We start from the raw sequence: 23413 nt of genomic DNA, 5'->3' as shown, positions 1-23413 counted from the left end.
ACATGACGTCTGAACCAGACAAGGACAAGACGAAGCGGAGTGCGCCCAAGAAAGAGCGCCGCCGCAAAAAACCCAGGCGCAGTGTCTCGGAGCGCCTTCGCAAGAGTTCGGCCAAGCTGATTGGTGGTTCTCCGTCACGCGACGGAACCGATCTTTTTTCCCAAGTCTCGATGATGGTGGGAGCCTTTATGGTCTCGCCGGTGCGCAACACGCTGATTGCGCTCGGGACCGGTATTTTCGTTCTCATCGTGCTGATCGCCATCGGACAGGTTGCCATCAATCGCTGGAACGAACCCTTCTACGATGCGCTTGCGCGCAAGGATTTGCAGGCTTTCTTCCATCAGCTGATGGTTTTCTTCGGGATTGCGGGCAGCTTGCTTGTGCTCAACGTATCGCAAACCTGGCTCAACCAGATGTTCAAGCTCAAGATGCGTGAAGGACTGGCGCGCGATCTCGTGGGGCAATGGCTGGTGCCGGGTCGGGCATTTCGTCTCGCCAATGCCGGCGAGATCGGCATCAATCCCGATCAGCGTCTGCATGAGGATGCACGTCACTTTGCAGAAATGTCGTGCGATCTTGGGATCAACCTCCTCCAGTCGACCGTCATTCTGGTGAGCTTCGTCGGAGTCCTGTGGTCGCTCTCAAGTGGCTTTGTGTTTCATGTCGCTGGCTACAGCTTCTCCATTCCCGGCTACATGGTCTGGGCTGTCATCATCTACGCGGCCTCTGCCTCATGGCTGACATGGATCGTCGGGCGCAGTCTGGTCAATATCAACGCCAATCGCTATGCGCGTGAGGCGGATTTCCGCGCATCGTTGATGCGGGTCAACGAACATCTGGATGCCATCACCTTGTCGCGCGGCGAGGGGGATGAAAGACGTCGTCTCGATCTGGATATAGATGCGGTTCTGGCCGCAATCCGCAAGATCGTCTATGCGACCACGCGATTGACCTGGGTAACGGCCGGTTACGGCTGGCTGACAATCGTGGCGCCGATCCTCGTGGCGGCTCCGGTCTATTTCGGCGGGGGTCTGACATTTGGCGGGCTGATGATGGCCGTCGGCGCATTCTCACAGGTGCACAATGCGCTGCGCTGGTTCGTCGACAATTTCGGGGCGATTGCGGACTGGCGGGCAACGCTGCTGCGTGTCGCGAGTTTCCGTCAGGCGGTGCTGCGCATGGACGAGCTTGGTCATCTGGACCGGCAGATCGATCTTGAGACGAACGAAGATGACAGGCTGACGCTGGACGGTGTTTCCATCGCCGCCCCCGATCAGTGCCTGAAGCTCTCCCGCAAGGCTTTTTCGGTAAAACCCGGCGAGCGGGTGCTTGTGACGGGCGGGACCGAAACGCAAAGAACGCTGCTGTTCCGCGCATTGGGCGGGCTTTGGCCATGGGGCGAGGGGCGGATCGGCATGCCGGTTGGCGATGGTGTCGCCTTTATGCCGCGCGCGCCTTATTTCCCGCCGGGCAGCCTCAAGGGCGTGATCGTCTATCCGCTTGATATCAAGAAATTTTCTGAACAGGATCTGGAAAATGTCCTGCGGCGTGCCGGGCTTGAACGGCTTTCCACGAGCATGGATCGTGTTGCGCGCTGGGATCGCGTGCTGACGGACGATGAGCGCCAATGTATCGCCTTCGCCCGCCTCATATTGCAGAAACCGCAGTGGATCGTGATTGACGGTGCGCTCGATGGTCTCGACGCTGAAGCCTATGACAGGATTCGCGACATGCTGAACACCGAATTGAAGGATGCAGCCGTGATCCATCTCGGCAAGCCGCATTTGCATGACGGTCTTTTCACACAGCAGATCAATCTGGAAGACGATCCTTCAGGTAAGCCTCTGGAGCTGCCAGCCTTGAAAACAGCATGAAAAAAGCCGCCGGGATGACCGGCGGCTTTTTTGTTTCGGGATGTCTTCAGGCTATCAGCGGAAGTAGTCCTGCAGCGGGCGCACTTCCAGCGATCCGGCCTTGAGCGCAGCGATGGCCTCAGCAGCGGCTTCAGCTCCCGCCATGGTCGTGTAGTAAGGCAGCTTCTGCATCAGCGTTGCGCGGCGGATCGACTTGGAGTCGGAAACAGCACTGGCGCTGTCCGTCGTGTTGAAGACGAGATGAATCTGGCGATTGCGGATCGCGTCTTCCACATGCGGACGGCCTTCGATGACCTTGTTGATCTTGGTCGATTCGACGCCGTTGGCTTCGAGGAACTTCTGTGTTCCGCCGGTTGCCATGACCTTGAAGCCGATGCTTGCAAGCTTGCGGACCGCACCGAGCACGCGTTCCTTGTCCTCGTCGCGAACAGATACGAAGACCGTGCCTTCACGCGGCAGTTCAACGCCTGCGCCAAGCTGTGCCTTTGCGAAGGCCAGAGCATAGTCGTAGTCGAGGCCCATGACTTCGCCGGTCGAGCGCATTTCCGGTCCGAGCAGCGTATCGACGCCAGGGAAACGGGCAAACGGGAACACAGCTTCCTTGACCGCGATATGCGGGCGGGAAGGCGTCTTCGGCTTGCCGCCATAGGCGCCGAGTGCTGCTTCCAGGCTTTCACCGGCCATGACGCGGGCTGCAACCTTGGCGATCGGAGTGCCGACCGTCTTGGCGACGAACGGAACCGTACGCGATGCACGCGGATTGACCTCGAGAATGAAGATTTCGCCGTCCTTGATGGCGAACTGCACATTCATCAGGCCGCCGACATGAAGCGCCTTGGCAAGCGCCGCCGTCTGGCGTTCCAGCTCGGCAACGGTTTCAGGCGAAAGTGTATGCACCGGCAGCGAGCAGGCCGAGTCACCGGAGTGAATGCCAGCTTCCTCGATATGCTCCATGATACCGGCGACAAAGCTGTCCTTGCCGTCACACAGGCAGTCGACGTCCACTTCAATGGCTTCCGTCAGATAGGTATCGAACAGAAGCGGGTTCTTGCCGAGCAGCGTGTTGATCTGGCCGGTCTTGTCGTTCGGATACTTGGCCTTGATGTCTTCCGGCACCAGCTCCGGCACGGTGTCGAGCAGATAGTTCTGCAGCGAGCGTTCATCATGGATGATCTGCATGGCGCGGCCACCCAGAACATAAGACGGGCGCACGACAAGCGGGAAGCCGAGGTCGGCTGCGACGAGGCGTGCCTGCTCCACCGAATAGGCGATGCCGTTCTTCGGCTGGTTGAGATCGAGCTTGATCAACAGCTTCTGGAAACGGTCACGATCTTCCGCAAGGTCGATGGCGTCCGGCGACGTGCCGAGGATCGGGATACCGGCCTTTTCAAGCGCATTGGCGAGCTTGAGCGGGGTCTGGCCGCCAAACTGTACGATGACGCCGTGAAGCGTGCCCTTCTCCTGTTCAACGCGCAGGATTTCCAGCACGTCTTCCGCTGTCAGCGGTTCGAAATAGAGACGATCCGACGTGTCGTAGTCGGTCGAAACCGTTTCCGGATTGCAGTTGATCATGATGGCTTCATAGTCAGCATCATTGAGCGCAAAAGCCGCATGGCAGCAGCAATAGTCGAACTCGATGCCCTGACCGATGCGGTTCGGACCACCGCCGAGAATGACGACCTTCTTGCGATCCGACACCTCGGCTTCCGAGCGCGGCTGGCCGACGAAAGGCGTTTCATAGGTCGAGTACATGTAGGCAGTCGGCGAAGCGAATTCGGCAGCGCAGGTGTCGATGCGCTTGTAGACCGGATGCACGTCGAGTTCGCCGCGCAGCTTGGCCACGTCTTCCGCGTCCTGATCCGTCAGGCTTGCAAGGCGCGCATCGGAGAAGCCCATGGCTTTCAGCATACGCAGGTTTTCAGCGTCCTGCGGCAGGCCGTGTTCGCGGATGCGCTCTTCGGTCTTTACGATGGCTTCGATCTGTTCGAGAAACCACGGATCGATCTTCGATGCGTCGTGCACCTGCTCGGTGGTCAGGCCGAGGCGCATGGCCTGCGCGACCATGCGCAGACGATCCGGCGTCGGCGTGCCGATGGCAGCGCGGATGGCGTTCTTCTCGTCGCCTTCCTCGATATTCGGAATGGCAATTTCGTCGAGGCCGGTCAGGCCGGTTTCAAGACCGCGCAGCGCCTTCTGTAAGCTTTCCTGGAAAGTACGGCCAATGGCCATGACTTCACCGACCGACTTCATGGCGGTGGTCAGGATCGGCGAGGAACCGGGGAACTTTTCGAAGGCGAAACGCGGGATCTTGGTGACGACATAGTCGATCGACGGCTCGAACGAGGCAGGCGTTGCGCCGCCGGTAATGTCGTTGTCGAGTTCGTCGAGCGTGTAGCCGACGGCAAGCTTGGCTGCGACCTTGGCAATCGGGAAGCCGGTCGCCTTGGAAGCAAGCGCCGAAGAACGCGACACGCGCGGGTTCATTTCGATGACGATCATGCGGCCATTGGCCGGGTTGATCGCGAACTGCACGTTGGAGCCGCCGGTTTCGACGCCGATCTCGCGCAGCACCGCAATCGAGGCGTTACGCATGATCTGGTATTCTTTGTCGGTCAGCGTCAGCGCAGGCGCGACGGTGATCGAATCGCCGGTGTGTACGCCCATCGGATCGAGGTTTTCGATCGAGCAGATGATGATGCAGTTGTCCGCCTTGTCGCGGACGACTTCCATTTCATATTCTTTCCAGCCCAGAACCGACTCTTCAATCAGCACTTCGGTCGTCGGCGATGCGTCCAGACCGCGCTCGATGATTTCGAAGAATTCCTGGCGGTTATAGGCAATGCCGCCGCCGGTGCCGCCGAGCGTGAAGCTTGGGCGGATGATGGCAGGCAGGCCAACCACGTCGAGCGCCTGCGCAGCCTTTGCAAGTGCATGCGTCATGTAACGCTGCTTGCGTTCGACTTCGCCGAGCTGCCATTCGGTTTCAAGCTTGTCGAGCGCCTTGTCGAGATCGTCACCCGAAAACTGCGCCTTGACTTCGGCGCGCTTGGTTTCGTGGCGCTTGCGGTCTTCGTCCTTGATTTCGGTGGCGTTGGCGAGGCGGGATTCCGGCGTATCAAGGCCGATCTTTTCCATGGCTTCGCGGAAAAGCGCGCGATCTTCCGCCTTGTCGATGGCTTCCGCATTGGCGCCGATCATCTCGACATTGTAGCGCTCAAGAACGCCCATGCGGCGGAGCGACAATGCGGTGTTCAGCGCGGTCTGGCCGCCCATGGTCGGCAGCAACGCGTCCGGGCGTTCCTTGGCGATGATCTTGGCGACCACTTCCGGCGTGATCGGTTCGATATAGGTTGCATCCGCCAGATCGGGATCGGTCATGATCGTGGCCGGATTGGAGTTGACGAGGATGATACGGTAGCCTTCCTCTTTCAACGCCTTACAGGCCTGCGTGCCCGAATAGTCGAATTCACAAGCCTGGCCGATGACAATGGGGCCCGCGCCGATAATCAGGATCGATTTGATATCTGTACGTTTCGGCATGGGCGCTCGTCCTATCTTCTTCGCGCGCATGATCTTGTCCGAAAACCGGTTCCCATTTTCGGGATCATGCTCTTGTTTTACGCATGTCTTTGTCTCGAAACCGCTTCCCACTTTCGAGAGACATGCTGCTTAGCCTGCCAGAAAAGCCCGCACGGTTTTCCGGCGGGTTGGCAGCGTATGAATTCTGTGGGCTAAGCGGGCCTTATAGGCAATCGATTCCGAAAGCGGAACCCCACAAATCGTTTTATTTCAAAGAAAGTGCGGGCATTCACGAAAATTCTTGCCCGCCTCATACTTTCTCCGTCGATGTTATGACCGAAACACAGTGCTCGCGGGCCGTTCAGGCTTCTGCCTGAGCGACTTTCAGCGATGGTTTGTTGCGCTTTGTGAGCATATGGCCGAGCCTGTTCGACGGTAGTTCGATCAAGCGATAGGAAATCTTTGCTGCGATGATCGCACCAATCACGATGGCAGCCATGCCGGCGATCTCAAGTGTGGGGCCGAGGTTCAGCTTCCGCATCACCGCCCAGCCAAAACCGACCACGAACATATGTGTCAGGTAGAGCGAATAGGAAGTCGCCCCGAGATCGACAAAGAAATTGTCTCGCAGGTCGCCGAGCCAGCGCTCGATGCCCAATGCACCGGCAACCAGTAAAACAGCCGCACCGCACATGATGAGATAAGTGAAGAAGTTGTTGAATGCGACCAGTGGGGTGGAGAAGGTGCCGTAAAGAGCCGCTATGGCGAGGACGCCAATTCCGGCCAGCGCCACCGGGGGCAATTTTTCCCACAGGCGGTGTTTTTCCGCTTCGGCCAGCCACATGCCGCACATGAATGTCAGCAGGTTCTTGTGAAGATAGAATGCAGCGATGCTCGCCGATGGTTCGACGAAGAAGCTTCCGATGACACATGCGCCGAAGATACCGGTCAGCAAGATCGTGCGCTGTAAGGCATTTTTGCACCACCAGAACAAGGCGAATACGAGATAGAAGAACAATTCGTAGTTCAGCGACCAGCCGAGTTTGAAGATCGGGCGCCAATCGCTTGGGTCACCCGGTGTGGCGGCGGGTATGAAGAACAGCGATTTGATGAAATAGCCCACATCCGGAACCGTCGTCTTGAACAGTGACGGCAGATAAAGAGCGCAGATGAAAACCGTGATCGTGCAGAGCCAGTAAAGCGGCACGATGCGGAAAACGCGGCGCAGCAGAAAGTCACCGGGCCTGAACGGGCCGTCGGCATTGACATAGGCGATGATGAAACCGCTGATGACGAAGAACAGTTGAACGCCGAAAACACCCAGCATCGTGATGGCATTGTTTGTTTCTGCGCGCGGATGCTCAATCGTATGGGCGATCAGGACGGCCGTTGCCGCAAGACCGCGCAATATCTGGATCGAATAAAGCTGTTTTCGATTCTGCATCGTCTATGCCCCCATTGACAGAGCATGCTTTAGCGAATGCCGCGCATTTCCGCAATTACTAGCGTATAGATTGTGAAGGCTTCGCCTTCATGTTTGTGACATTGTGAAGGAAGCCGTCAATTTTTCTAGGATCCCTTCCATTGATGCTTGTTTTGACAGGTTTTGTCTATCGAAGCGGAAAGGGATTTCTATTGTCCAAACTATTGCGAAAGAGTCTTCGTTTGTGATTGACACTGCCATTTACTTTTTATGTTGCCGTGCCAACTCTTTATGCGACAATTACATGTATAGTTTGGTGCTGCTTCGTCGAGAGCGGCACGGTGTAGGGGAGTTGGTCAATGCGCTGGCAAGGCCGTAGGCAAAGTGACAATGTGGAAGATCAGCGCGGGGCGCAGGGCGGTGGCATAGGTGGCGGCTTCGGTCGCGGCGGGGGCCTTGGCGGTCCCGGCTTTCGAATCGTTCGCGGCGGCGGCATTTCCGGTATTCTCATTCTGGTGGTGATGTTCTTCGTGCTGCGTGCGGTTGGTATCGATCCGCTGCCGATCCTGTTCGGCGATGGCAGCATGGGGCCGAGCGTAACCCAGCAAGCCGGTCAATCCGGACGGACCGCTGCCGAGGGGGGCGCGGTTGCCAATGATGAGACAACGCAGTTCGCCCGCACCGTACTGGCTGAGACGGAAGACGTCTGGAGCGGCATTTTCAAGTCACGCGGCCAGACCTACACGCCGCCGACCATGGTGCTCTTTTCCGGACAGGTTCGTTCGGCCTGCGGCTTTGCTTCCGCGGCGTCCGGGCCGTTTTATTGCCCCGGCGATCGCAAGCTCTACATCGATCTGAGCTTCTATAAGGAACTGGCAAACCGTTTTGGCGCTTCCGGCGATTTCGCACAGGCCTATGTCCTTGCGCATGAGGTCGGGCACCATATCCAGAACCTGCTCGGCATTCTGCCGAAATTCAACCAGATGCGTCAGCAGATGAGCGAAGCGCAGGCCAACCAGATGTCGGTTCGTGTTGAGCTTCAGGCCGATTGCTTCGCCGGTGTGTGGGGTTACTACACGGAACAGAAGGGCATTCTGGAGGCGGGCGACCTTGAAGAAGCTCTGAATGCGGCACACCAGATCGGCGATGACACGCTGCAGCGCCGTAGTCAGGGTTACGTTGTGCCGGAAAGCTTCAATCATGGCACATCCGCCCAGCGCGCCAAGTGGTTCCAGCGCGGCTTCGATAGCGGCAAGCTGGAATCCTGTGATACATTCAGCGGTGATGTTTAAAGTCGTTCTGATACTTTAGAAAAAGGCGGTTTCGACCGCCTTTTTCTTTGTGGAGGAAAAACGCCCGTTCTTTTTGTCGAAAGCCCGCAATATTCGCCTTGTCGTGAAATAATTTTCCAGATAAATGCATTCGCACCGGCGCGGCCTTTTTCCGATTTGCAAGCGTGACGCTCAATTTTGAGCGGCGATGGCGCGCGAGTTCTCCAATCAACACAATTTATGAATGTTCCACCTTTTCAGTCGTGGAGCATATTTCAGGTGTCCCATGCATGATCCCCAGTTTGTACGGCGGGGCTTGTTACTCGTCTTTATGACACTGTTCCTCGACATTATCGGCATTGCGATCATCATGCCGGTTCTGCCGACTTTTCTCGAAGAGCTGACCGGTGCGGATATCAGCACCGCAGCCGTCGATGGTGGCTGGCTTTTGCTGGTCTATGCCGGAATGCAGTTCCTGTTCGCGCCGATGATCGGCAATCTGAGCGACCGTTTCGGGCGACGGCCGGTGCTGCTCGCCTCGATTTTCACCTTCGCGCTCGACAATCTGATCTGTGCGCTCGCAACCACCTATTGGATGCTGTTTGTCGGCCGTGTGCTGGCAGGCATCAGCGGAGCAAGCTTCGCGACGGCATCCGCCTACATTGCCGATGTCAGCGATGACAGCAATCGTGCGCGCAATTTCGGCCTGATCGGCATTGCTTTCGGTGTCGGCTTTGCGCTTGGTCCGGTGCTGGGCGGCTTGCTGGGGGAGTTCGGTCCGCGCGTTCCGTTCTACGGAGCGGCGTTCCTGTCTTTCATCAACTTCATCCTCGCCTATTTCCTGTTGCCGGAGACGTTGACGCGCGAAAACCGGCGCACCTTCCAGTTCGCCCGGGCCAATCCGCTGGGCGCGCTCAAGCAGATGCGAAACTATCCCGGCATCGGCTGGGTGGTGCTGGTCTTCTTCCTGTTCTGGCTGGCTCATGCCGTCTATCCGTCCGTCTGGGCCTTCGTCGGTGCTTATCGCTATAACTGGAGCGAAGCCCAGATAGGTCTGTCGCTGGGGCTTTTCGGTATCGGCGCAGCGTTCGTGATGGCGCTGGTTCTGCCAAGGGTCTTGCCGGTGCTTGGCGAGCGGCGCACAGCGATCACAGGCGTGCTGTTTTCCTGTCTTGGCATGATTGGATACGCCATCGCATGGGAAGGTTGGATGGTTTATGCCGTCATCTTCCTGACGGCGCTGGAAGGTCTGGCCGATCCGCCGCTGCGCAGTATTGCGGCAGGCAAGGTTCCGCCTTCCGCGCAAGGCGAATTGCAGGGTGCACTGACAAGCGTGTCGAGCATTACGACCATCATCGGCCCGCTCATCTTCACGCAGCTATTCGCCGTGTTCACCGGCATGAATGCGCCGTTCGTCTTCGCTGGAATGCCCTATGCCGTCGGAGCCGGACTGGTTTTTCTGGCGCTGGTCATCGTGGTGGCGCGGGTGCGTCCAACGCCCTCGGCCAAGCCCTCAGAGGTTTGATCGATACGGAAAATGAAAAGGCCGGAGTTTTTACTCCGGCCTTTTACTTCGATAATTCTTTTAGAGGGCTTAGAGCGCGTTTCGATCTGATTGAATCAGATAGGCGCTCTAACTTTTTGTTTTGACGCGCATCTCTTCCGAAAACCGTTTCACACTTTTCGGGATGCGCTCTAAGCCGCCTGTTCGCGTTCCGGAAGCGGCGTTTCGCCCTTCTTTTCGCGGATCAGGTTGATGAAGCGGCGGAACAGATAGTGCGAATCCTGCGGGCCGGGCGATGCTTCCGGATGGTGCTGCACCGAGAATACCGGCTTGCCGACGACGCGCAGGCCGCAATTGGTGCCGTCGAAGAGCGACACATGCGTTTCCTCGACATTTTCCGGCAGCGAGTCTGAATCGACCGCGAAGCCGTGGTTCATCGATACGATCTCGACCTTGCCGGTCGTGTAGTCCTTCACCGGATGGTTGGCGCCGTGATGGCCCTGATGCATTTTCTCGGTGCGTCCGCCAAGTGCGAGCGCCAGCATCTGGTGGCCGAGGCAGATGCCGAAGACCGGAAGGTCGGTTTCGACAAGCTTCTTGATGGTTGGAACGGCATATGCGCCGGTCGCTGCCGGATCGCCAGGACCGTTGGACAGGAAGACACCATCCGGGTTGTGGGCCAGAACGTCCTCAGCCGTTGCCGTTGCAGGCAGCACGGTGACCTTTGCGCCGAGGCCGGTGAGCAGGCGCAGAATGTTACGTTTCACTCCGAAATCGAGCGCCACCACGTGATATTCCGGGGTGTCCTGTTCGCCATAGCCGTCTGCGAGCGTCCATGGAGTTTCTTTCCATGTGAGGCTCTGGCCAACCGTGACGTCCTTGGCGAGATCGAGATTTTCAAGACCGCTCCATGCGGCGGCGCGTGCCTTGAGTGCTTCGAGGTCGAACTTGCCGCTCGGATCATGAGCAATGACTGCGTTCTGTGCGCCGCGCTCGCGGATGAGCGAGGTCAGCGCGCGCGTATCGATACCGGCCAGTGCAATGACGCCGCGGTGCTTCAGCCACGCATCCAGATCTTCCGTTGCGCGGAAATTCGATGGTGACGTGATGTCAGCCTTGAAGATCGCGCCGACTGCGCCGTGGCGATTGGCCGGCGTCAGGTCTTCAACGTCTTCGGCATTGGTGCCGACATTGCCGATATGCGGGAAGGTGAAGGTTACGATCTGACCGGCATAAGACGGGTCGGTCAGGATTTCTTCGTAACCGGTCAGCGCCGTGTTGAACACGACCTCGGCTTCAATCGCACCGATTGCACCGAGGCCTTTGCCTTCGATCACGGTTCCGTCCGCAAGTACGAGGATGGCGGTTCGCTTCTCAACAGTCCAGGGTGCTGTTTTCGGTGTGGTTTCTGTCATGGTCTGCACTCCTGATTGTTAGCCGCGCGCCAGCGTGTGCTGTTATTTCGTTGCCAGCTAGAGCGTCGAACTGATGGAATCAAATCGACGCTCTAACTGTTTGTTTCCATGCATGCCGTTGTCCCAAAACCGGTTCCCACTTTTGGGCGGCATGCTTTATGCGGCACGCGTTCGTGTTCCAACGACCACCGGAAGGGTGGCTTGAAAGATGAAGCGTCAAGGGTCATATATGCGCCAAAAGGCAGCGGGGATTTTAAACCTCCCGCCGCGAGCACGTGCCGATGTCCTGCTAAGCCTTGAGCAATAGAGAAACTTGGACGCCGGGTCAATCGTCCGAGGCCATGCTTTCCTGAAATAATGACGATAATCGTCGTATTATTATTTCTCGGGATGGTGGTTCGGACAGCTCGGCGATTCTATTCGCTTGTTGTATAGATGCAGGAAACGAACAACAAAGAACTTACACCGTCAGGAGAGACGTTATGCTTCGCCAGGAGATTTCCCAGGCCCTCACGACCGCGCTGAAAGCACAGGAGAAGCGTCGCATGTCGACGCTGCGTTTGATCCTGGCTGCGGTAAAGGACCGAGATATCGCCAACCGTACTGCTGGCAAGGACCCGGTCGGGGATGAAGAATTGCTGGGTATTCTCGGCAAGATGGTCAAGCAGCGCGAAGAATCCGCCCGCATCTATGAAGAAGGCAGCCGTCTTGAGCTCGCTGAAGCCGAGCGTGAGGAAATCACGATCATTTCCGAATTTCTGCCGCAGCAGATGAGCGAGGATGAGGTCAAGCAGGCCTGTGCGGATGTGATTGCCGAAATCGGTGCTCAAGGTCTGCGCGACATGGGCAAGTGCATGGCCGTTCTTAAAGAGCGCTATGCAGGCAAGATGGATTTCACCAAGGCCAGCGCCATCGTGAAATCGCTTCTGCAGTGAAAGCGTGAGGCATAAGTGCCTTTCGCTTTTGTTTCAGCCCCCGCTCTGGCGGGGGCTTTCTATTGTTTGGGCGCTATACTCAGCCCTGCTTGACGGCTTTCAGTCGCGTATCGCTGAGGAGGCCCTGTTCTTCGAGGACCGGATAGGCCATTGAGGCGAGAAGCGAGTTGATCTGCTTGAGGTCGCGGATCGTGTCGAGATGGATGCTGCTGGTCTCGATGCTGCGGGTGGCGCCTTCGCGCAGTCGGCTGAAATGGCGCATGCTGGTCTGCTTTTCCAGTTCACGCAGCTGGTCCTTTTCCTGCACTAGCTGACGGGCCGTACGGCCATCGCGTGAGACGATCACATTGAACGCCATGTGCGCATTGGCCAGAACCATGGCGTGGAAATGGCTGAGTTCCTTCCAGCCTTCTTCGGTGAATTCCAGCTTGTGGTCCATCTTCTTTTGAACATGCGCCAGCATGTTGCGCACGATGATGTCGCCGACCTGCTCAAGCTTCACACATGCGCCCAGCAATTCCTGCATGCGCAGCGACTCGAAATCACTCAGCTCATGGGTTGCAAGCTTGGTCAGATAGAGCTTGATGGCAGCATGGCGCTTGTCCACGCGGTCATCGAGAGCTTCAAGTTCATCGATCCGCACCTGATCGGGCTTCTCATAAAGCTCGATGATCCGCCGCAGCATGACTTCGATCGTGTCGCAGACGCCGACCACTTCGCGGGTTGCATTGGCAAGCGCCTGTGAGGGCCGGTCGAGCACGGCAGTGTCGAGCGCGCTATATTGCTCGATCTCGATGGGCTGCTGTGAAGCCGGGGTGCCCTTGTCCGCATTGAGATTAACCAGAGCCTCTGTTGCGCGCAGCACGAGGCCAGAAAGCGGAATACCGGCAATCATCACGATGACATTGAACAGGATATGCGCATTGACCACCTGCGAAACCGGATCGGTGCCGAGGAAGGCAACCGACGGTTTGAAGGTCTGGTAAAGCACGAGCATGATGAGTGACCCGGCGCCGCGCATCAAAAGATTGCCGAGTGGCACGACGCGGGTTTCAGGTGGCGCATGCCGGGTCAGGATCGGGGCGATGATCGAAGACCCCAGATTGACGCCGAGAACCATCACCACGGCGAGCTCTGGATGGATCAGCCCGCGCGAGGCAAAGGTCGTAAGCAGGATGACGGCGGCAACGCTGGAATGAAACAGCCATGTCATGAGTGCTGCGAGCAGATAGGCAGTGATCGGGTCGCTTGACAGATAGTCGACGATGACCGGCAGCAATTCACTTTGCCGCAGCGGCTCGGTGGCCTGTCCGGTCATTTCCAGTGACATGATGAGCAGGCCGATACCGACCAGAATGCGTCCGATCTGCCGCCAGTCGCGGCGCTCGGTGGTCATGAAGATGCCTGTGCCGATGACAAGGCAGAGCGGTACCAGAAGCGTGAGGTCGTAGCTCAGGATCTTGACGACGAGGGCGGAGCCAAGCTCGCCGCCGCGCACGGCCATGAGGCCTGCAACGCCGCTTACGAAACCTGAACCGACAAATGAACCGACGAGAAGCGTAACCGCTGTCGAGCTTTGCAGGGCGACAGCAAGGGCAAGGCCGAAGGCGACGGAAAGCAGCGGGTTCTGCATCTGGTTGCGCAAGCGTCTGCGCAGCCGGTCGCCATAGGCACGCTCCACCCCGGTCCGAACCATGCGTGTCGCCCAAAGCAGGAGCGCAACTGCACCGGCCAGATGCAAAAGGACCAAAGAACCATTCACGGCAAAATCCCTTCGGGTTGGAGGTTGACATCTGTGATTAAGCTAACGCAACAAATGAAGAAAAAATATGTTCCGGCTAATCAATTCTTCAAGAGATATGGGCTTGTTCGCAATTAAAAGCAATCCATTCCCGCAGCGTCATGACGGATATATGACAGTTTTGTGACAGCGGGCTTGTTTGGCAGCGACATGTGATTAGCGGGGAGGGACATGCCTGCACGATGGACTGTCAGAACGGGCGCGCCTATATACTCTAAGGAATACACTCCCGCTGTCTGAACGAACTGAAAGTGAAATCTGTAATGCGTTTTCCGCCCTCCTTTCTCGATGAGATCAGAGACCGCGTCCCGATCTCGACGCTGATAGGAACGCGCGCTTCGTTCGACCGCAAGAAGAGCAATCCTCCGAAGGGTGATTTCTGGGCCTGCTGTCCGTTTCATGGCGAGAAGACGCCAAGCTTTCACTGCGAAGATCGCAAGGGTCGCTATCATTGTTTCGGCTGCGGCGTAACCGGCGACCACTTCAAGTTTCTGACCGATCTTGAAGGCCTGAGTTTCCCGGAAGCAGTGGAGCGTGTGGCCGATATGGCAGGCGTTCCGATGCCTGCGCGCGATCCGGAAATGGAAAAGCGCGAGGCGCAGCGCGCAACGCTTTATGACGTCATGGAGCTGGCCGCGCAGTTCTTCGAAAACCAGCTGCAAAGCGCCGTTGGAGCCAAGGCACGCGCCTATCTGCGGGATCGCGGACTTTCGACCGCAACGCAGCAGTCGTTCCGCATTGGCTATGCGCCAGAGTCGCGCAATGCCTTGAAGGAGTTTCTGGCTGGCAAAGGCGTGTCGCGCGAGCAGATCGAAGCGTGCGGTCTCGTCGTGCACGGCGAGGGGATTGCCGTTTCCTACGACCGTTTTCGCGATCGCGTCATGTTCCCGATAGAGGATTTGCGCGGGCGGATCATTGCTTTCGGCGGGCGTGCGCTTTCTGCGGACGCTCCGGCCAAATATCTGAACTCGCCGGAAACCGAACTCTTTCACAAGGGGCGGGTTCTCTATAACGGATTGCGGGCGCGCAAGGCCTGCCAGCCGCAAGCTGGAGAGCCGGCCAAATCCATCATCGCTGTTGAAGGCTATATGGATGTGATCGCGCTTGCGCAGGCGGGTATCCATCAGGTGGTGGCTCCGCTCGGTACGGCGCTGACGGAAGAACAGCTCGAACTTCTCTGGCGCATCAGCCCTGAACCGGTTCTGTGCTTTGATGGCGATGGTGCGGGGCTTCGCGCCGCCTATCGCGCCGTCGATCTTGGATTGCCTGCCTTGCAGCCCGGCAAATCGCTGCGCTTTGCACTATTGCCGGAAGGGCAGGACCCGGACGATCTGGTCAAGGCGGAAGGCCCAGCCGCATTTCATGCGGTCCTGCGTGACGCCAGACCGCTGGTCGATATGGTGTGGACGCGGGAAACGACGGGCGGTGTGTTCGATACGCCGGAACGCCGCGCCGAACTGGAGGCGCGGCTGCGTGAAATTACCAGCCGCATCGCGAATGAGGACATTCGGCGCCACTACAGTCAGGATATGCGCGACCGGGCGCAAGCTTTTTTTGGCCAGGGGCGTCAAGGGTATCAAGGCGGCGGTCAGCGCAATTCGTCTTTCAACCGCAGGAATGATGGCGGACGGGGACGCGGCGGACCGGCGGGCGGCAATGGCCGCCTTGCGATTTCCGACAGTCTGGTGCGCTCCACGCTGGTAAAGGGCGGCAGGCCGGGCGCTGGATCACATGCCCCCTTGCGCGAAACGGCCATCGTGCTGACGCTTCTCAATCACCCACGGCTGATTGAAGAAGATTTCGAGACGCTGGCGGCACTCGATCTGGGACATGAGGCACTCAAGTCGCTGCATCTGGCCATGCTGGATGTGCTGGCTGCCGGCCATATGGAAGATGGTCACGCCATGCGGCACGCACTGGTCAATGCCGGTCATGGCGAGCAGATTGAAATGCTCGAACTCGTGGTGAAGGGTGCGAAACTCTGGACTGCGACGGCTCTGGCCGCAGAAGACGACGCGCGCGAAGCCCTTCGTCAGGCGCTTCACTTGCATCAGCGTGCGCGCACACTACATAAGGAGCTGCGGGCCGTTGAGGCCGCACTTGAAACAGACGAGACGGGCGAATTGTTTGCACGTCTCAGAGATATACAAAATCAGATTTTGAAAGCTGATGCGACTGAAGCTCTGATCGACGGTTTTGGACTGTCTTCGGGGCGCCCACCCGGCGGTTTCTGATTCGGATTTCCGAATCAGTTCTGCGAGAACAGCCGGAAATGCGGGGTTGCGATCCGGAAAACGTGCTCTATCTGGCCAACGAAGAGGTCGCGACAACAAATGATTCGCTTTTTAAGCCCGAATCATGTGAGTCGCTCTTGACGTGTGGCGTAAATGACGGAATCACGACAGTTCGAACAAGGAAAAGAACAGAAACCGGTGATATCCGATGCTGCAAGGCAGCAAGCCGGATTTGGGCCGGAAAAGTGGCCCGGAAAGTGGCGTTGTCTGGTTGACCGCCTGATCTGCCCACAAGAAATCGGAGATGAAGAAGCCCGATACCGATGGCAAGGTTAATCCGCCATTAACAGGAAATCGGCTACTCGCAGAATCAACTGACGGATTGCGGCCTCGCAAAACTGTCCGAGAACTCTATATATCTTAGAAGCGACCGGGGTCGCCTGGAGAAGAACATATGGCAACGAAGGTTAAGGAAAACGAAGAAGCCGAAGTCGAGCGCGAAGGTGCTGCCGACGGTCCGCTTCTCGACCTTTCTGACGATGCTGTCAAGAAGATGATCAAACTCGCGAAGAAGCGCGGCTACGTCACCATGGACGAGCTGAATGCCGTGCTGCCTTCCGAGGAAGTGACATCCGAGCAGATCGAAGACACGATGTCGATGCTTTCCGATATGGGTATCAATGTCGTTGAAGATGACGAGCAGGACAACGACCGCGAAGAAAACAACGACGACGACTCGGAAGAGGGCGGCGATCTGGTCGAATCCGGTGGCACGGCTGTTGCCACCACCACGACCAAGAAAGAGCCGACCGACCGTACCGACGATCCGGTGCGCATGTATCTGCGCGAAATGGGGTCCGTCGAGCTTCTGTCGCGCGAAGGCGAAATCGCGATTGCAAAGCGTATCGAGGCTGGTCGCGAGACCATGATCGCCGGGCTTTGCGAAAGCCCGCTGACCTTCCAGGCGATCATCATATGGCGCGACCAGCTGAACGATTCCAACATTCTGCTGCGCGAAATTATCGACCTCGAAACCACCTATGCCGGTCCGGAAGCCAAACAGGCTCCGGTGATCGAGCGCGTGGAAGAGGAAAAGCCGCGCGATGACAAGCCTCAGCGCCGCTCGCGTGATGACGACGACATTACCAATGTCGGCGGCGACATGCCCGCGGAAGAGGAAGAAGAGGACGAGGACGAAGCCAACCTGTCGCTGGCGGCCATGGAAGCCGAACTGCGTCCGCAGGTCATGGAAACGCTCGACCTTATCGCCGACACCTACAAGAAACTGCGCAAGCTGCAGGACCAGCAGGTCGAGGGCCGTCTGGCCGCGACGGGCGAACTGTCGTCGAGCCAGGAGCGTCGCTACAAGGAACTGAAAGATCAGCTCATCAAGGCAGTGAAGTCGCTGTCACTGAACCAGAACCGTATCGAACAGCTCGTCGAACAGCTTTACGACATCAACAAGCGTCTGGTGCAGAACGAAGGCAAGCTGCTGCGTCTGGCCGAATCCTTCGGTGTGCGTCGTGAGGAATTCCTGAAGGAATATCAGGGCCACGAGCTGGACCCGAAATGGGTAGAGCGCGTGAGCACGCTTTCAGCCCGTGGCTGGAAGGAATTTGCAGCCAAGGAAGAGCGCGCCATCGACCGTCTGCGTTCGGAAATCCAGATGCTGGCGACCGAAACCGCGATCTCCATCGGCGAATTCCGCCGTATCGTCAATCAGGTGCAGAAGGGCGAACGCGAAGCGACCATCGCCAAGAAGGAAATGGTGGAAGCCAACCTTCGTCTCGTCATCTCGATTGCCAAGAAGTACACGAACCGTGGTCTGCAGTTCCTCGATCTCATTCAGGAAGGCAATATCGGTCTGATGAAGGCGGTCGACAAGTTCGAATATCGCCGTGGTTACAAGTTCTCGACCTATGCGACATGGTGGATTCGTCAGGCAATCACCCGTTCGATTGCCGATCAGGCGCGCACCATCCGTATTCCGGTGCACATGATCGAAACGATCAACAAGATCGTTCGTACATCGCGCCAGATGCTGCATGAAATCGGTCGTGAGCCGACGCCGGAAGAACTGGCTGAAAAGCTCGCCATGCCGCTCGAAAAAGTGCGCAAGGTGCTGAAGATCGCCAAGGAGCCGATCTCGCTCGAAACGCCGGTTGGCGACGAGGAAGATTCACATCTGGGCGATTTCATCGAGGACAAGAACGCGCTTCTGCCAATCGATGCAGCGATTCAGGCTAATCTGCGCGATACGACGACCCGTGTTCTGGCTTCGCTGACGCCGCGTGAAGAACGTGTTCTGCGTATGCGTTTCGGCATCGGTATGAACACCGACCACACGCTGGAAGAAGTCGGCCAGCAGTTCTCGGTTACCCGCGAACGTATCCGCCAGATCGAGGCCAAGGCGCTGCGCAAGCTGAAGCATCCGAGCCGTTCGCGTAAGCTGCGTTCGTTCCTCGATAGCTAGGGCCTGGATAGCTGAACTGAACAAACACATACGGGAAGGGGAGGCGATATGTCTTTTTTGAAGCGTCTTTTCGGTGGAGGCTCTGCCTCCGAGACACCGGCAGAGCCGAAAGAGGCGGGTCGCCTTGAACACAAGGACTTTCTGATCATTGCCACGCCCTATAGCGAGGGCGGGCAGTATCAGGTCTGCGGCGTCATTTCCAAGACGATCGATGGCGAAGTGAAGGAATATCGCTTCGTTCGCGCCGACCGTTGCCCCGGCATCGAAGATGCCGCCAGCATTTCGCTGAATAAGGGACGGCAGATCGTGGATGAACAAGGCGAAGCTATTTTCCGCTGAGCCGCCTGCGAGAGAATTGAAAAAGCCGCGCATCAAGATGCGCGGCTTTTGCTTTTTAGAGCATAATCCGACCGGAGTGAAACGAGGATCGATAAGATTATGCTTGAAATAGAAGACGTTAGAGCGCCGATCTGATCTTATCAGATCGAAACGCGCTCTAACTGTTAATGCGGGTCGCACACCATGGCGACCATTCTGCGCACGATGGGCAGAATGGCGAGGAGAACCGGAAAGGCGACCACCCACGAAAGGGCCCATGCCGTCATCCAGCTGGATGCGAGATTGGGATGGGCAATGCCAAGGGTCTTGGCGGTTGCAATCAACGACACAATGAACGTCATCATGATCGATAGGATGAACGGCATCACAATAGATGCATAGCGTGCAGGCAGCTTCCTGCGGCGTGCGCATTCAAACTGAGACATGTGTATTCCTGAATATTATGCAGGGAAGGCGCAACGAAACATCAATGCGAATTGCCGTTCCCGGCGAGATTGATGCGTTGCCTAACGTAAGACGCTTACGGTCATGATGATGACGCGGGTCTAATAGCCCGATCCGGATCGAATATCAAGTGTTCTGAAATGGCGGCGATTTGTCCACGCCATTCCCGACATAATTCCATTATACGCTGCGTTATGAACGACAAACCATTCTGGCGCACCAAGACCTTGAACCAGCTCACCCGCAGCGAGTGGGAGAGCCTGTGTGACGGTTGCGGCCAATGTTGCCTGCATAAATTGCAGGATGACGACACAAACGAGATTTACTGGACCAGCGTTGCCTGCACGCTGCTCAACCCGGACAGCTGCCAGTGCCGTGATTATCCGAACCGCAAGAAGACGGTGCCGGACTGCGTTTTTCTGACGCCGGAAATCGTTGACGAGGTGGACTGGCTGCCTGTGACGTGCGCCTACCGTCTGGTTGCAGAAGGTTCGGATCTCTATTGGTGGCATCCGCTTATTTCGGGTTCACCCGAAACGGTGCACGAGGCAGGTATTTCCGTTCGCGGCAAGGTGACGGCTTTCGATCACGATCTGGAAGATGACGACGATTATCTCGATCATATGGTGATGCCGAGCCACCGCTGATGGCTCGTTTGCGTTTTTCAAACATTGCGTAAATTTAATCTATGCTTCAAATATAGCAGCGCGGATTTTGTTTCCTTATAACGCATTGAATTTATTAAGTTTATAAAAGCAGTGCGCAGGCATTCCTTCTACTTCATATGAAGCTGAACGGCACATGAACGTTGGTTTTTCATTCTGTTCATCTATAGGGCGCTACTTCTCGGGTGCCTCAGGCAAGACCTGAAAACAAATCGAAGAGGTTCAAAGATGTCTGCTATTTCGCTCAAGTCGTTCGTCGTAACCGCCGCTCTTGGTGTTGCCGCCATCTTCACGACGGCAGCTTCCGCCAGCGCCGCATCGCCGGTTGTCGCTCCAACCATCAGCACGTCGGCAAGCTCTGCCATCGTGAATATCGATTACCGAGGCTACCACCATAGCCGTCCAGCTTATCGTGGCCGTGCCTGCTCCATCGAAGGCGCCAAGATGAAGGCTAATCGCATGGGCATCCGCAATGCGCGTGTCGTCTATCGCGGCAAGTCGGTTCAGGTTCGTGGCTTCCGTCATGGTCGCCCTGCCGGTGTCGTGTTCGCAAATGTTCGTGGTTGCCCGATCATTCGCTAAGGCGCACGGTTTAAGTTTCAAAAGCCCCGGCCTGAGTAAATCAGGCCGGGGCTTTTCTTTGTGGCGGGTAAAAGAAAAGGGGCGCTGGAGCGCCCCTTCGCAATTGCCAATTGGATTGCCATTATTCCTTGATTTCGAAAACGACATTGACCGAAACGTTATAGCTGTTCTCGCCAGCTGCAACGGGCACGGCATCTTCCGGCGCTGCTGCAGCCATGGTCTTATACTGAGCACGAGCGATTGGCATCGGCATGGGTGGGCGGCTCTGCTCGTTGATCTCGACAACGCGGCCAATGCCTACACCGGCAGCATCGGCAAGGGTCTTTGCCTTGGCGATGGCGTCGGCAACGGCACGCTTGCGCGCTTCATTGATCGTGGCGGCTGGGTTGTCGTTCACGAAACTCAGATCGCCACCCTGATTGACGCCGAGCGTGACGGATTCATCAAGCACATTGCCGACCTTGGCCAGATCGCGCACGCGTACAGTCAGGCTGTTCGAAACCGTATAGCCGGTAATGCTTGGTTCTTTCAAACCATTCTTGTCGTCCGGATAGACGTAGCGTGGCTGGATGTTGATGCCGCCGGTCTGAAGATCGCGATCTTCGATACCAGCTTTCTTCATGGCTTCGAGTACTTTCGCCATGGCTTCGTTGTTGGCGGTCATAGCTTCGCGAGCGGTCTTTGCCTCGCGCAGTACGGAGAGATTGAGGATGGCCATATCGGGCGAGGCGGTCATGGTGCCTTCGCCAGTGACGGCGATACGCGCAGGCTGCTTCGTCATCTGATTCTCCTGTGCCAGAGCTGGCAGCGTCAGCGCGCCTGCGAGCATGATTGCAGAAAAGGAGGTTGCAAGAAGAGTGGTAGCGCGGTTGTTCATAAAATCTCCTGTAGAGAAAGTTGAGGCAGCTCTGGCAAAGCTGGTTACACCGGAGCGGCTGGCCACTTTGCCTTTGAAATCGCTTATTTCTTAAGTTCCCTCTTATGTATGAAGCCGACGATATCAGATTCGAATTGCGTGCCAATTACAACTGCTGGTTCAAATCAGAAATACCGTGGTTTTAGAGCGGTTCCAGTTAAAGCGGAGTCGCTGGAACCGCTCTAACTATTTGTTTCGTCGCATTATCCTACGCAAAACCGCTTCGCACTTTTGCTGGAAATGCTCTAGGTTGTATGCATCGCAACTGAATATGTGCGCATTAGGGCAACTGATGCATTTGACAGCTTGTATCCCGGCTTTCTTTAGGGTAGGTCAACGTTGCGTGGGGCCTGTAGCTCAATTGGTTAGAGCCGGCGGCTCATAACCGCTTGGTTGGGGGTTCGAGTCCCTCCGGGCCCACCATTTTCTCCCTCAGTAATTTATTTGGCTTATCTTTGGCGAGTTCGCCGTTCTGTGCGCTCGTTTGCAACTCTAAACGAGACTCAGCCAAACCATGTCCAGTTGGTGCAAGTAAAGCGGCTATTCAAGTTGATATTTACAGCAATTAGTTTTTGCATATGATTGAGCATATTCAAGCTCTTTTAAAGAGTATTATGCTGGACTGATACGGATGCCGAATAATCGTTTTCGCTGATCCCGCAGATTCGTATGAGAAGCACTAATTTCGTTGAAACAGACAGATGAAACATCCGTTCTGATTAGCAAAGTGGCTTTGGGTGACAAAGACGCTTTCGCCTCACTTTATAAGGATACTAGCCCGAAACTATTCGCGATTTGCCTTCGTATATTGAAAGACAGATCGGAGGCAGAGGAAGCCCTTCAAGACGTCTATATCAAGATTTGGAAACGTTCGAGTACGTTTGGGATTGGTGAAAGCGTGGCTTCAGCTTGGTTGGCAACTATCGCCCGCAATCATTCAATAGATGTCATTCGAGCAAGAAAACCTGTTACGGAGGATCTTGACGAAGTTCATGATCTGGCTGACGACGTCAATCCAAGCCCCGAGAAGGAGGTGCTGGCAAGAGACGAAGGACGCCGGATAGATGATTGCATGCGAGAGCTTGATCAAGTTCATGCGAAAGCGGTTCGGCAAGCTTATGTGGAAGGTCTCAGCTATCTTGAGCTCGCCCAGGAATTACAAGTGCCTTTGAATACTGTACGCACTTGGTTGCGACGCAGTCTATTGAAACTGAGAGAGTGCATGCAGCGATGACATCAAGCGAGCAAAATCATGGCAAACGCGGTCAGGATGACGTGCTGGCTGGTGAATACGTGCTCGGCGTTTTGTCAAATGAGAAGCGTCGCCAAGTGGAGCAAAGGATGCTTCATGACAAGGAGTTCGCGTTACTAGTTGAGCGATGGCAGATCAGTTTCTCGCATTTCAATGACGACTATCAAGAATTGCCAGTGAATGAAAATATATTCGGAGAAATAGAGAAGCGATTGTTTGGATCGACACAGGATGCAGGGCATACTGTGTCGTTATGGAGTTCTGTTATCTTCTGGCGATGGGTTTCTTTGGCAACAACAATCGCTGCCGGTGTAGCGATTATCTTCGCTTTCGGCGGTAATCTAACGTCTAAGAACAGCGGTCCTCTGGTTGCCGAACTGTCAGCAACAGACGTACGTGTGAATTTGCTCGCTTCCTATGATCCGGCCAGCGGATATCTTCAAGTCATCCCTGTTGCAGCTGGAGCCTCCGGCGAGAAATCGCTTGAACTTTGGTTGGTACTGCAAAAAGGCAACCCGGTTTCGCTGGGCATCTTTAAGCCAGGCAAACAAGGGGAACTTACCATTCCGCTTGAACTACGCGACGATATTACAGCGGGTACGACACTCGCCGTCAGTCTTGAACCATTTGGCGGGTCTCCAACCGGGGTACCATCTGGCCCAATCGTGGCTAGTGGTATTGTGCGCCCATTGTAAGGTGCCACAAGTTTGGCTTGGCTCCTGAAACTTTTCTCTTTCTAATCTCGTCTTCCTCATTGGCTACCTTT

General features: G+C 56.4%; 17 protein-coding genes and 1 tRNA gene. 12 read left to right on the top strand and 6 right to left on the bottom strand.

Annotation, left to right across the window (positions count from 1 at the left end; all coding sequences use genetic code 11):
- Positions 1-2: 2 nt before the first annotated feature.
- A complete protein-coding gene (locus tag AC1RHM_RS03835) occupies positions 3-1874 on the top strand; it encodes an ABC transporter ATP-binding protein/permease (RefSeq protein WP_010659664.1) in 1872 nt (623 codons plus the stop codon).
- A gap of 54 nt (positions 1875-1928) precedes the next feature.
- Here the strand turns inward: AC1RHM_RS03835 and carB are convergent, their stop codons facing one another.
- The gene (gene carB, locus AC1RHM_RS03830; protein ID WP_010659665.1) at positions 1929-5414 is read right to left on the bottom strand and encodes a carbamoyl-phosphate synthase large subunit; all 3486 of its coding nucleotides are present in this window, start codon (positions 5412-5414) and stop codon (positions 1929-1931) included.
- A 340-nt stretch (positions 5415-5754) separates the two neighbouring features.
- Positions 5755-6837: an acyltransferase family protein gene (locus AC1RHM_RS03825; RefSeq protein ID WP_010659666.1), complete on the bottom strand. Its 1083-nt coding sequence runs from the start codon at positions 6835-6837 to the stop codon at positions 5755-5757.
- A 338-nt stretch (positions 6838-7175) separates the two neighbouring features.
- Here AC1RHM_RS03825 and ypfJ point away from each other — a divergent pair, with 338 nt between their 5' ends.
- The gene (ypfJ, locus tag AC1RHM_RS03820) at positions 7176-8108 is read left to right on the top strand and encodes a KPN_02809 family neutral zinc metallopeptidase (RefSeq protein ID WP_010659667.1); all 933 of its coding nucleotides are present in this window, start codon (positions 7176-7178) and stop codon (positions 8106-8108) included.
- 265 nt (positions 8109-8373) lie between these two features.
- Positions 8374-9612 (top strand): TCR/Tet family MFS transporter, encoded by a 1239-nt coding sequence (locus tag AC1RHM_RS03815; RefSeq protein WP_029376060.1) that lies wholly within the window; start codon positions 8374-8376, stop codon positions 9610-9612.
- Positions 9613-9782: 170 nt separating this feature from the next.
- Here the strand turns inward: AC1RHM_RS03815 and carA are convergent, their stop codons facing one another.
- Entirely contained in the window at positions 9783-11006 is a 1224-nt protein-coding gene (gene carA, locus AC1RHM_RS03810; protein WP_010659669.1) for a glutamine-hydrolyzing carbamoyl-phosphate synthase small subunit, read from the bottom strand.
- 482 nt (positions 11007-11488) lie between these two features.
- On the opposite strand from carA, the gene AC1RHM_RS03805 reads away from it, so the two are divergent.
- A complete protein-coding gene (locus tag AC1RHM_RS03805; protein WP_010659670.1) occupies positions 11489-11941 on the top strand; it encodes a GatB/YqeY domain-containing protein in 453 nt (150 codons plus the stop codon).
- A gap of 79 nt (positions 11942-12020) precedes the next feature.
- Here the strand turns inward: AC1RHM_RS03805 and AC1RHM_RS03800 are convergent, their stop codons facing one another.
- On the bottom strand, positions 12021-13703 hold the full coding sequence (locus AC1RHM_RS03800) for a Na/Pi cotransporter family protein (RefSeq protein ID WP_010659671.1): 1683 nt from the start codon (positions 13701-13703) through the stop codon (positions 12021-12023).
- A 302-nt stretch (positions 13704-14005) separates the two neighbouring features.
- On the opposite strand from AC1RHM_RS03800, the gene dnaG reads away from it, so the two are divergent.
- From dnaG to AC1RHM_RS03785, 3 genes are all read left to right on the top strand, one after another.
- A complete protein-coding gene (gene dnaG, locus AC1RHM_RS03795; RefSeq protein ID WP_010659672.1) occupies positions 14006-15976 on the top strand; it encodes a DNA primase in 1971 nt (656 codons plus the stop codon).
- A gap of 454 nt (positions 15977-16430) precedes the next feature.
- A complete protein-coding gene (gene rpoD / locus AC1RHM_RS03790) occupies positions 16431-18449 on the top strand; it encodes an RNA polymerase sigma factor RpoD (protein WP_010659674.1) in 2019 nt (672 codons plus the stop codon).
- Between the two features lie 48 nt (positions 18450-18497).
- Entirely contained in the window at positions 18498-18788 is a 291-nt protein-coding gene (locus tag AC1RHM_RS03785) for an HlyU family transcriptional regulator (protein ID WP_010659675.1), read from the top strand.
- Positions 18789-18952: 164 nt separating this feature from the next.
- On the opposite strand, the gene AC1RHM_RS03780 is transcribed toward AC1RHM_RS03785, so the two are convergent.
- Positions 18953-19213, bottom strand: coding sequence for a DUF2798 domain-containing protein (locus tag AC1RHM_RS03780; protein WP_010659676.1), 261 nt, complete (start codon positions 19211-19213; stop codon positions 18953-18955).
- Between the two features lie 213 nt (positions 19214-19426).
- On the opposite strand from AC1RHM_RS03780, the gene AC1RHM_RS03775 reads away from it, so the two are divergent.
- The gene (locus tag AC1RHM_RS03775) at positions 19427-19879 is read left to right on the top strand and encodes a YcgN family cysteine cluster protein (protein ID WP_029376061.1); all 453 of its coding nucleotides are present in this window, start codon (positions 19427-19429) and stop codon (positions 19877-19879) included.
- 246 nt (positions 19880-20125) lie between these two features.
- A complete protein-coding gene (locus AC1RHM_RS03770; protein ID WP_010659678.1) occupies positions 20126-20479 on the top strand; it encodes a hypothetical protein in 354 nt (117 codons plus the stop codon).
- Positions 20480-20600: 121 nt separating this feature from the next.
- Here the strand turns inward: AC1RHM_RS03770 and AC1RHM_RS03765 are convergent, their stop codons facing one another.
- Positions 20601-21356 carry an SIMPL domain-containing protein gene (locus tag AC1RHM_RS03765; RefSeq protein WP_010659679.1) on the bottom strand — a complete coding sequence of 252 codons (756 nt, stop codon included), beginning with the start codon at positions 21354-21356 and terminating at the stop codon, positions 20601-20603.
- Positions 21357-21741: 385 nt separating this feature from the next.
- On the opposite strand from AC1RHM_RS03765, the gene AC1RHM_RS03760 reads away from it, so the two are divergent.
- From AC1RHM_RS03760 to AC1RHM_RS03750, 3 genes are all read left to right on the top strand, one after another.
- A tRNA-Ile gene (locus AC1RHM_RS03760) sits at positions 21742-21818 on the top strand.
- Positions 21819-22083: 265 nt separating this feature from the next.
- On the top strand, positions 22084-22629 hold the full coding sequence (locus tag AC1RHM_RS03755; protein WP_010659680.1) for a sigma-70 family RNA polymerase sigma factor: 546 nt from the start codon (positions 22084-22086) through the stop codon (positions 22627-22629).
- The gene (locus AC1RHM_RS03750) at positions 22626-23342 is read left to right on the top strand and encodes an anti-sigma factor (RefSeq protein ID WP_010659681.1); all 717 of its coding nucleotides are present in this window, start codon (positions 22626-22628) and stop codon (positions 23340-23342) included. The genes AC1RHM_RS03755 and AC1RHM_RS03750 overlap by 4 nt, the downstream gene beginning before the upstream one ends.
- Positions 23343-23413: the final 71 nt, after the last annotated feature.

The organism is Brucella sp. GW823-FHT04E01 (assembly GCF_058796175.1).
The sequence above is the reverse complement of the archived record's forward strand: the minus strand, read 5'-3'. Positions and strand labels throughout refer to the sequence as shown.

What these genes read in the sequence shown, in the direction of transcription:
- AC1RHM_RS03835 (WP_010659664.1), top strand. Translation starts at nt 3, where the DNA reads ATGACGTCTGAACCAGACAAGGACAAGACGAAGCGGAGTGCGCCCAAG.
- carB (WP_010659665.1), bottom strand. Translation starts at nt 5,414, where the DNA reads ATGCCGAAACGTACAGATATCAAATCGATCCTGATTATCGGCGCGGGC.
- AC1RHM_RS03825 (WP_010659666.1), bottom strand. Translation starts at nt 6,837, where the DNA reads ATGCAGAATCGAAAACAGCTTTATTCGATCCAGATATTGCGCGGTCTT.
- ypfJ (WP_010659667.1), top strand. Translation starts at nt 7,176, where the DNA reads ATGCGCTGGCAAGGCCGTAGGCAAAGTGACAATGTGGAAGATCAGCGC.
- AC1RHM_RS03815 (WP_029376060.1), top strand. Translation starts at nt 8,374, where the DNA reads ATGCATGATCCCCAGTTTGTACGGCGGGGCTTGTTACTCGTCTTTATG.
- carA (WP_010659669.1), bottom strand. Translation starts at nt 11,006, where the DNA reads ATGACAGAAACCACACCGAAAACAGCACCCTGGACTGTTGAGAAGCGA.
- AC1RHM_RS03805 (WP_010659670.1), top strand. Translation starts at nt 11,489, where the DNA reads ATGCTTCGCCAGGAGATTTCCCAGGCCCTCACGACCGCGCTGAAAGCA.
- dnaG (WP_010659672.1), top strand. Translation starts at nt 14,006, where the DNA reads ATGCGTTTTCCGCCCTCCTTTCTCGATGAGATCAGAGACCGCGTCCCG.
- rpoD (WP_010659674.1), top strand. Translation starts at nt 16,431, where the DNA reads ATGGCAACGAAGGTTAAGGAAAACGAAGAAGCCGAAGTCGAGCGCGAA.
- AC1RHM_RS03785 (WP_010659675.1), top strand. Translation starts at nt 18,498, where the DNA reads ATGTCTTTTTTGAAGCGTCTTTTCGGTGGAGGCTCTGCCTCCGAGACA.
- AC1RHM_RS03780 (WP_010659676.1), bottom strand. Translation starts at nt 19,213, where the DNA reads ATGTCTCAGTTTGAATGCGCACGCCGCAGGAAGCTGCCTGCACGCTAT.
- AC1RHM_RS03775 (WP_029376061.1), top strand. Translation starts at nt 19,427, where the DNA reads ATGAACGACAAACCATTCTGGCGCACCAAGACCTTGAACCAGCTCACC.
- AC1RHM_RS03770 (WP_010659678.1), top strand. Translation starts at nt 20,126, where the DNA reads ATGTCTGCTATTTCGCTCAAGTCGTTCGTCGTAACCGCCGCTCTTGGT.
- AC1RHM_RS03765 (WP_010659679.1), bottom strand. Translation starts at nt 21,356, where the DNA reads ATGAACAACCGCGCTACCACTCTTCTTGCAACCTCCTTTTCTGCAATC.
- AC1RHM_RS03750 (WP_010659681.1), top strand. Translation starts at nt 22,626, where the DNA reads ATGACATCAAGCGAGCAAAATCATGGCAAACGCGGTCAGGATGACGTG.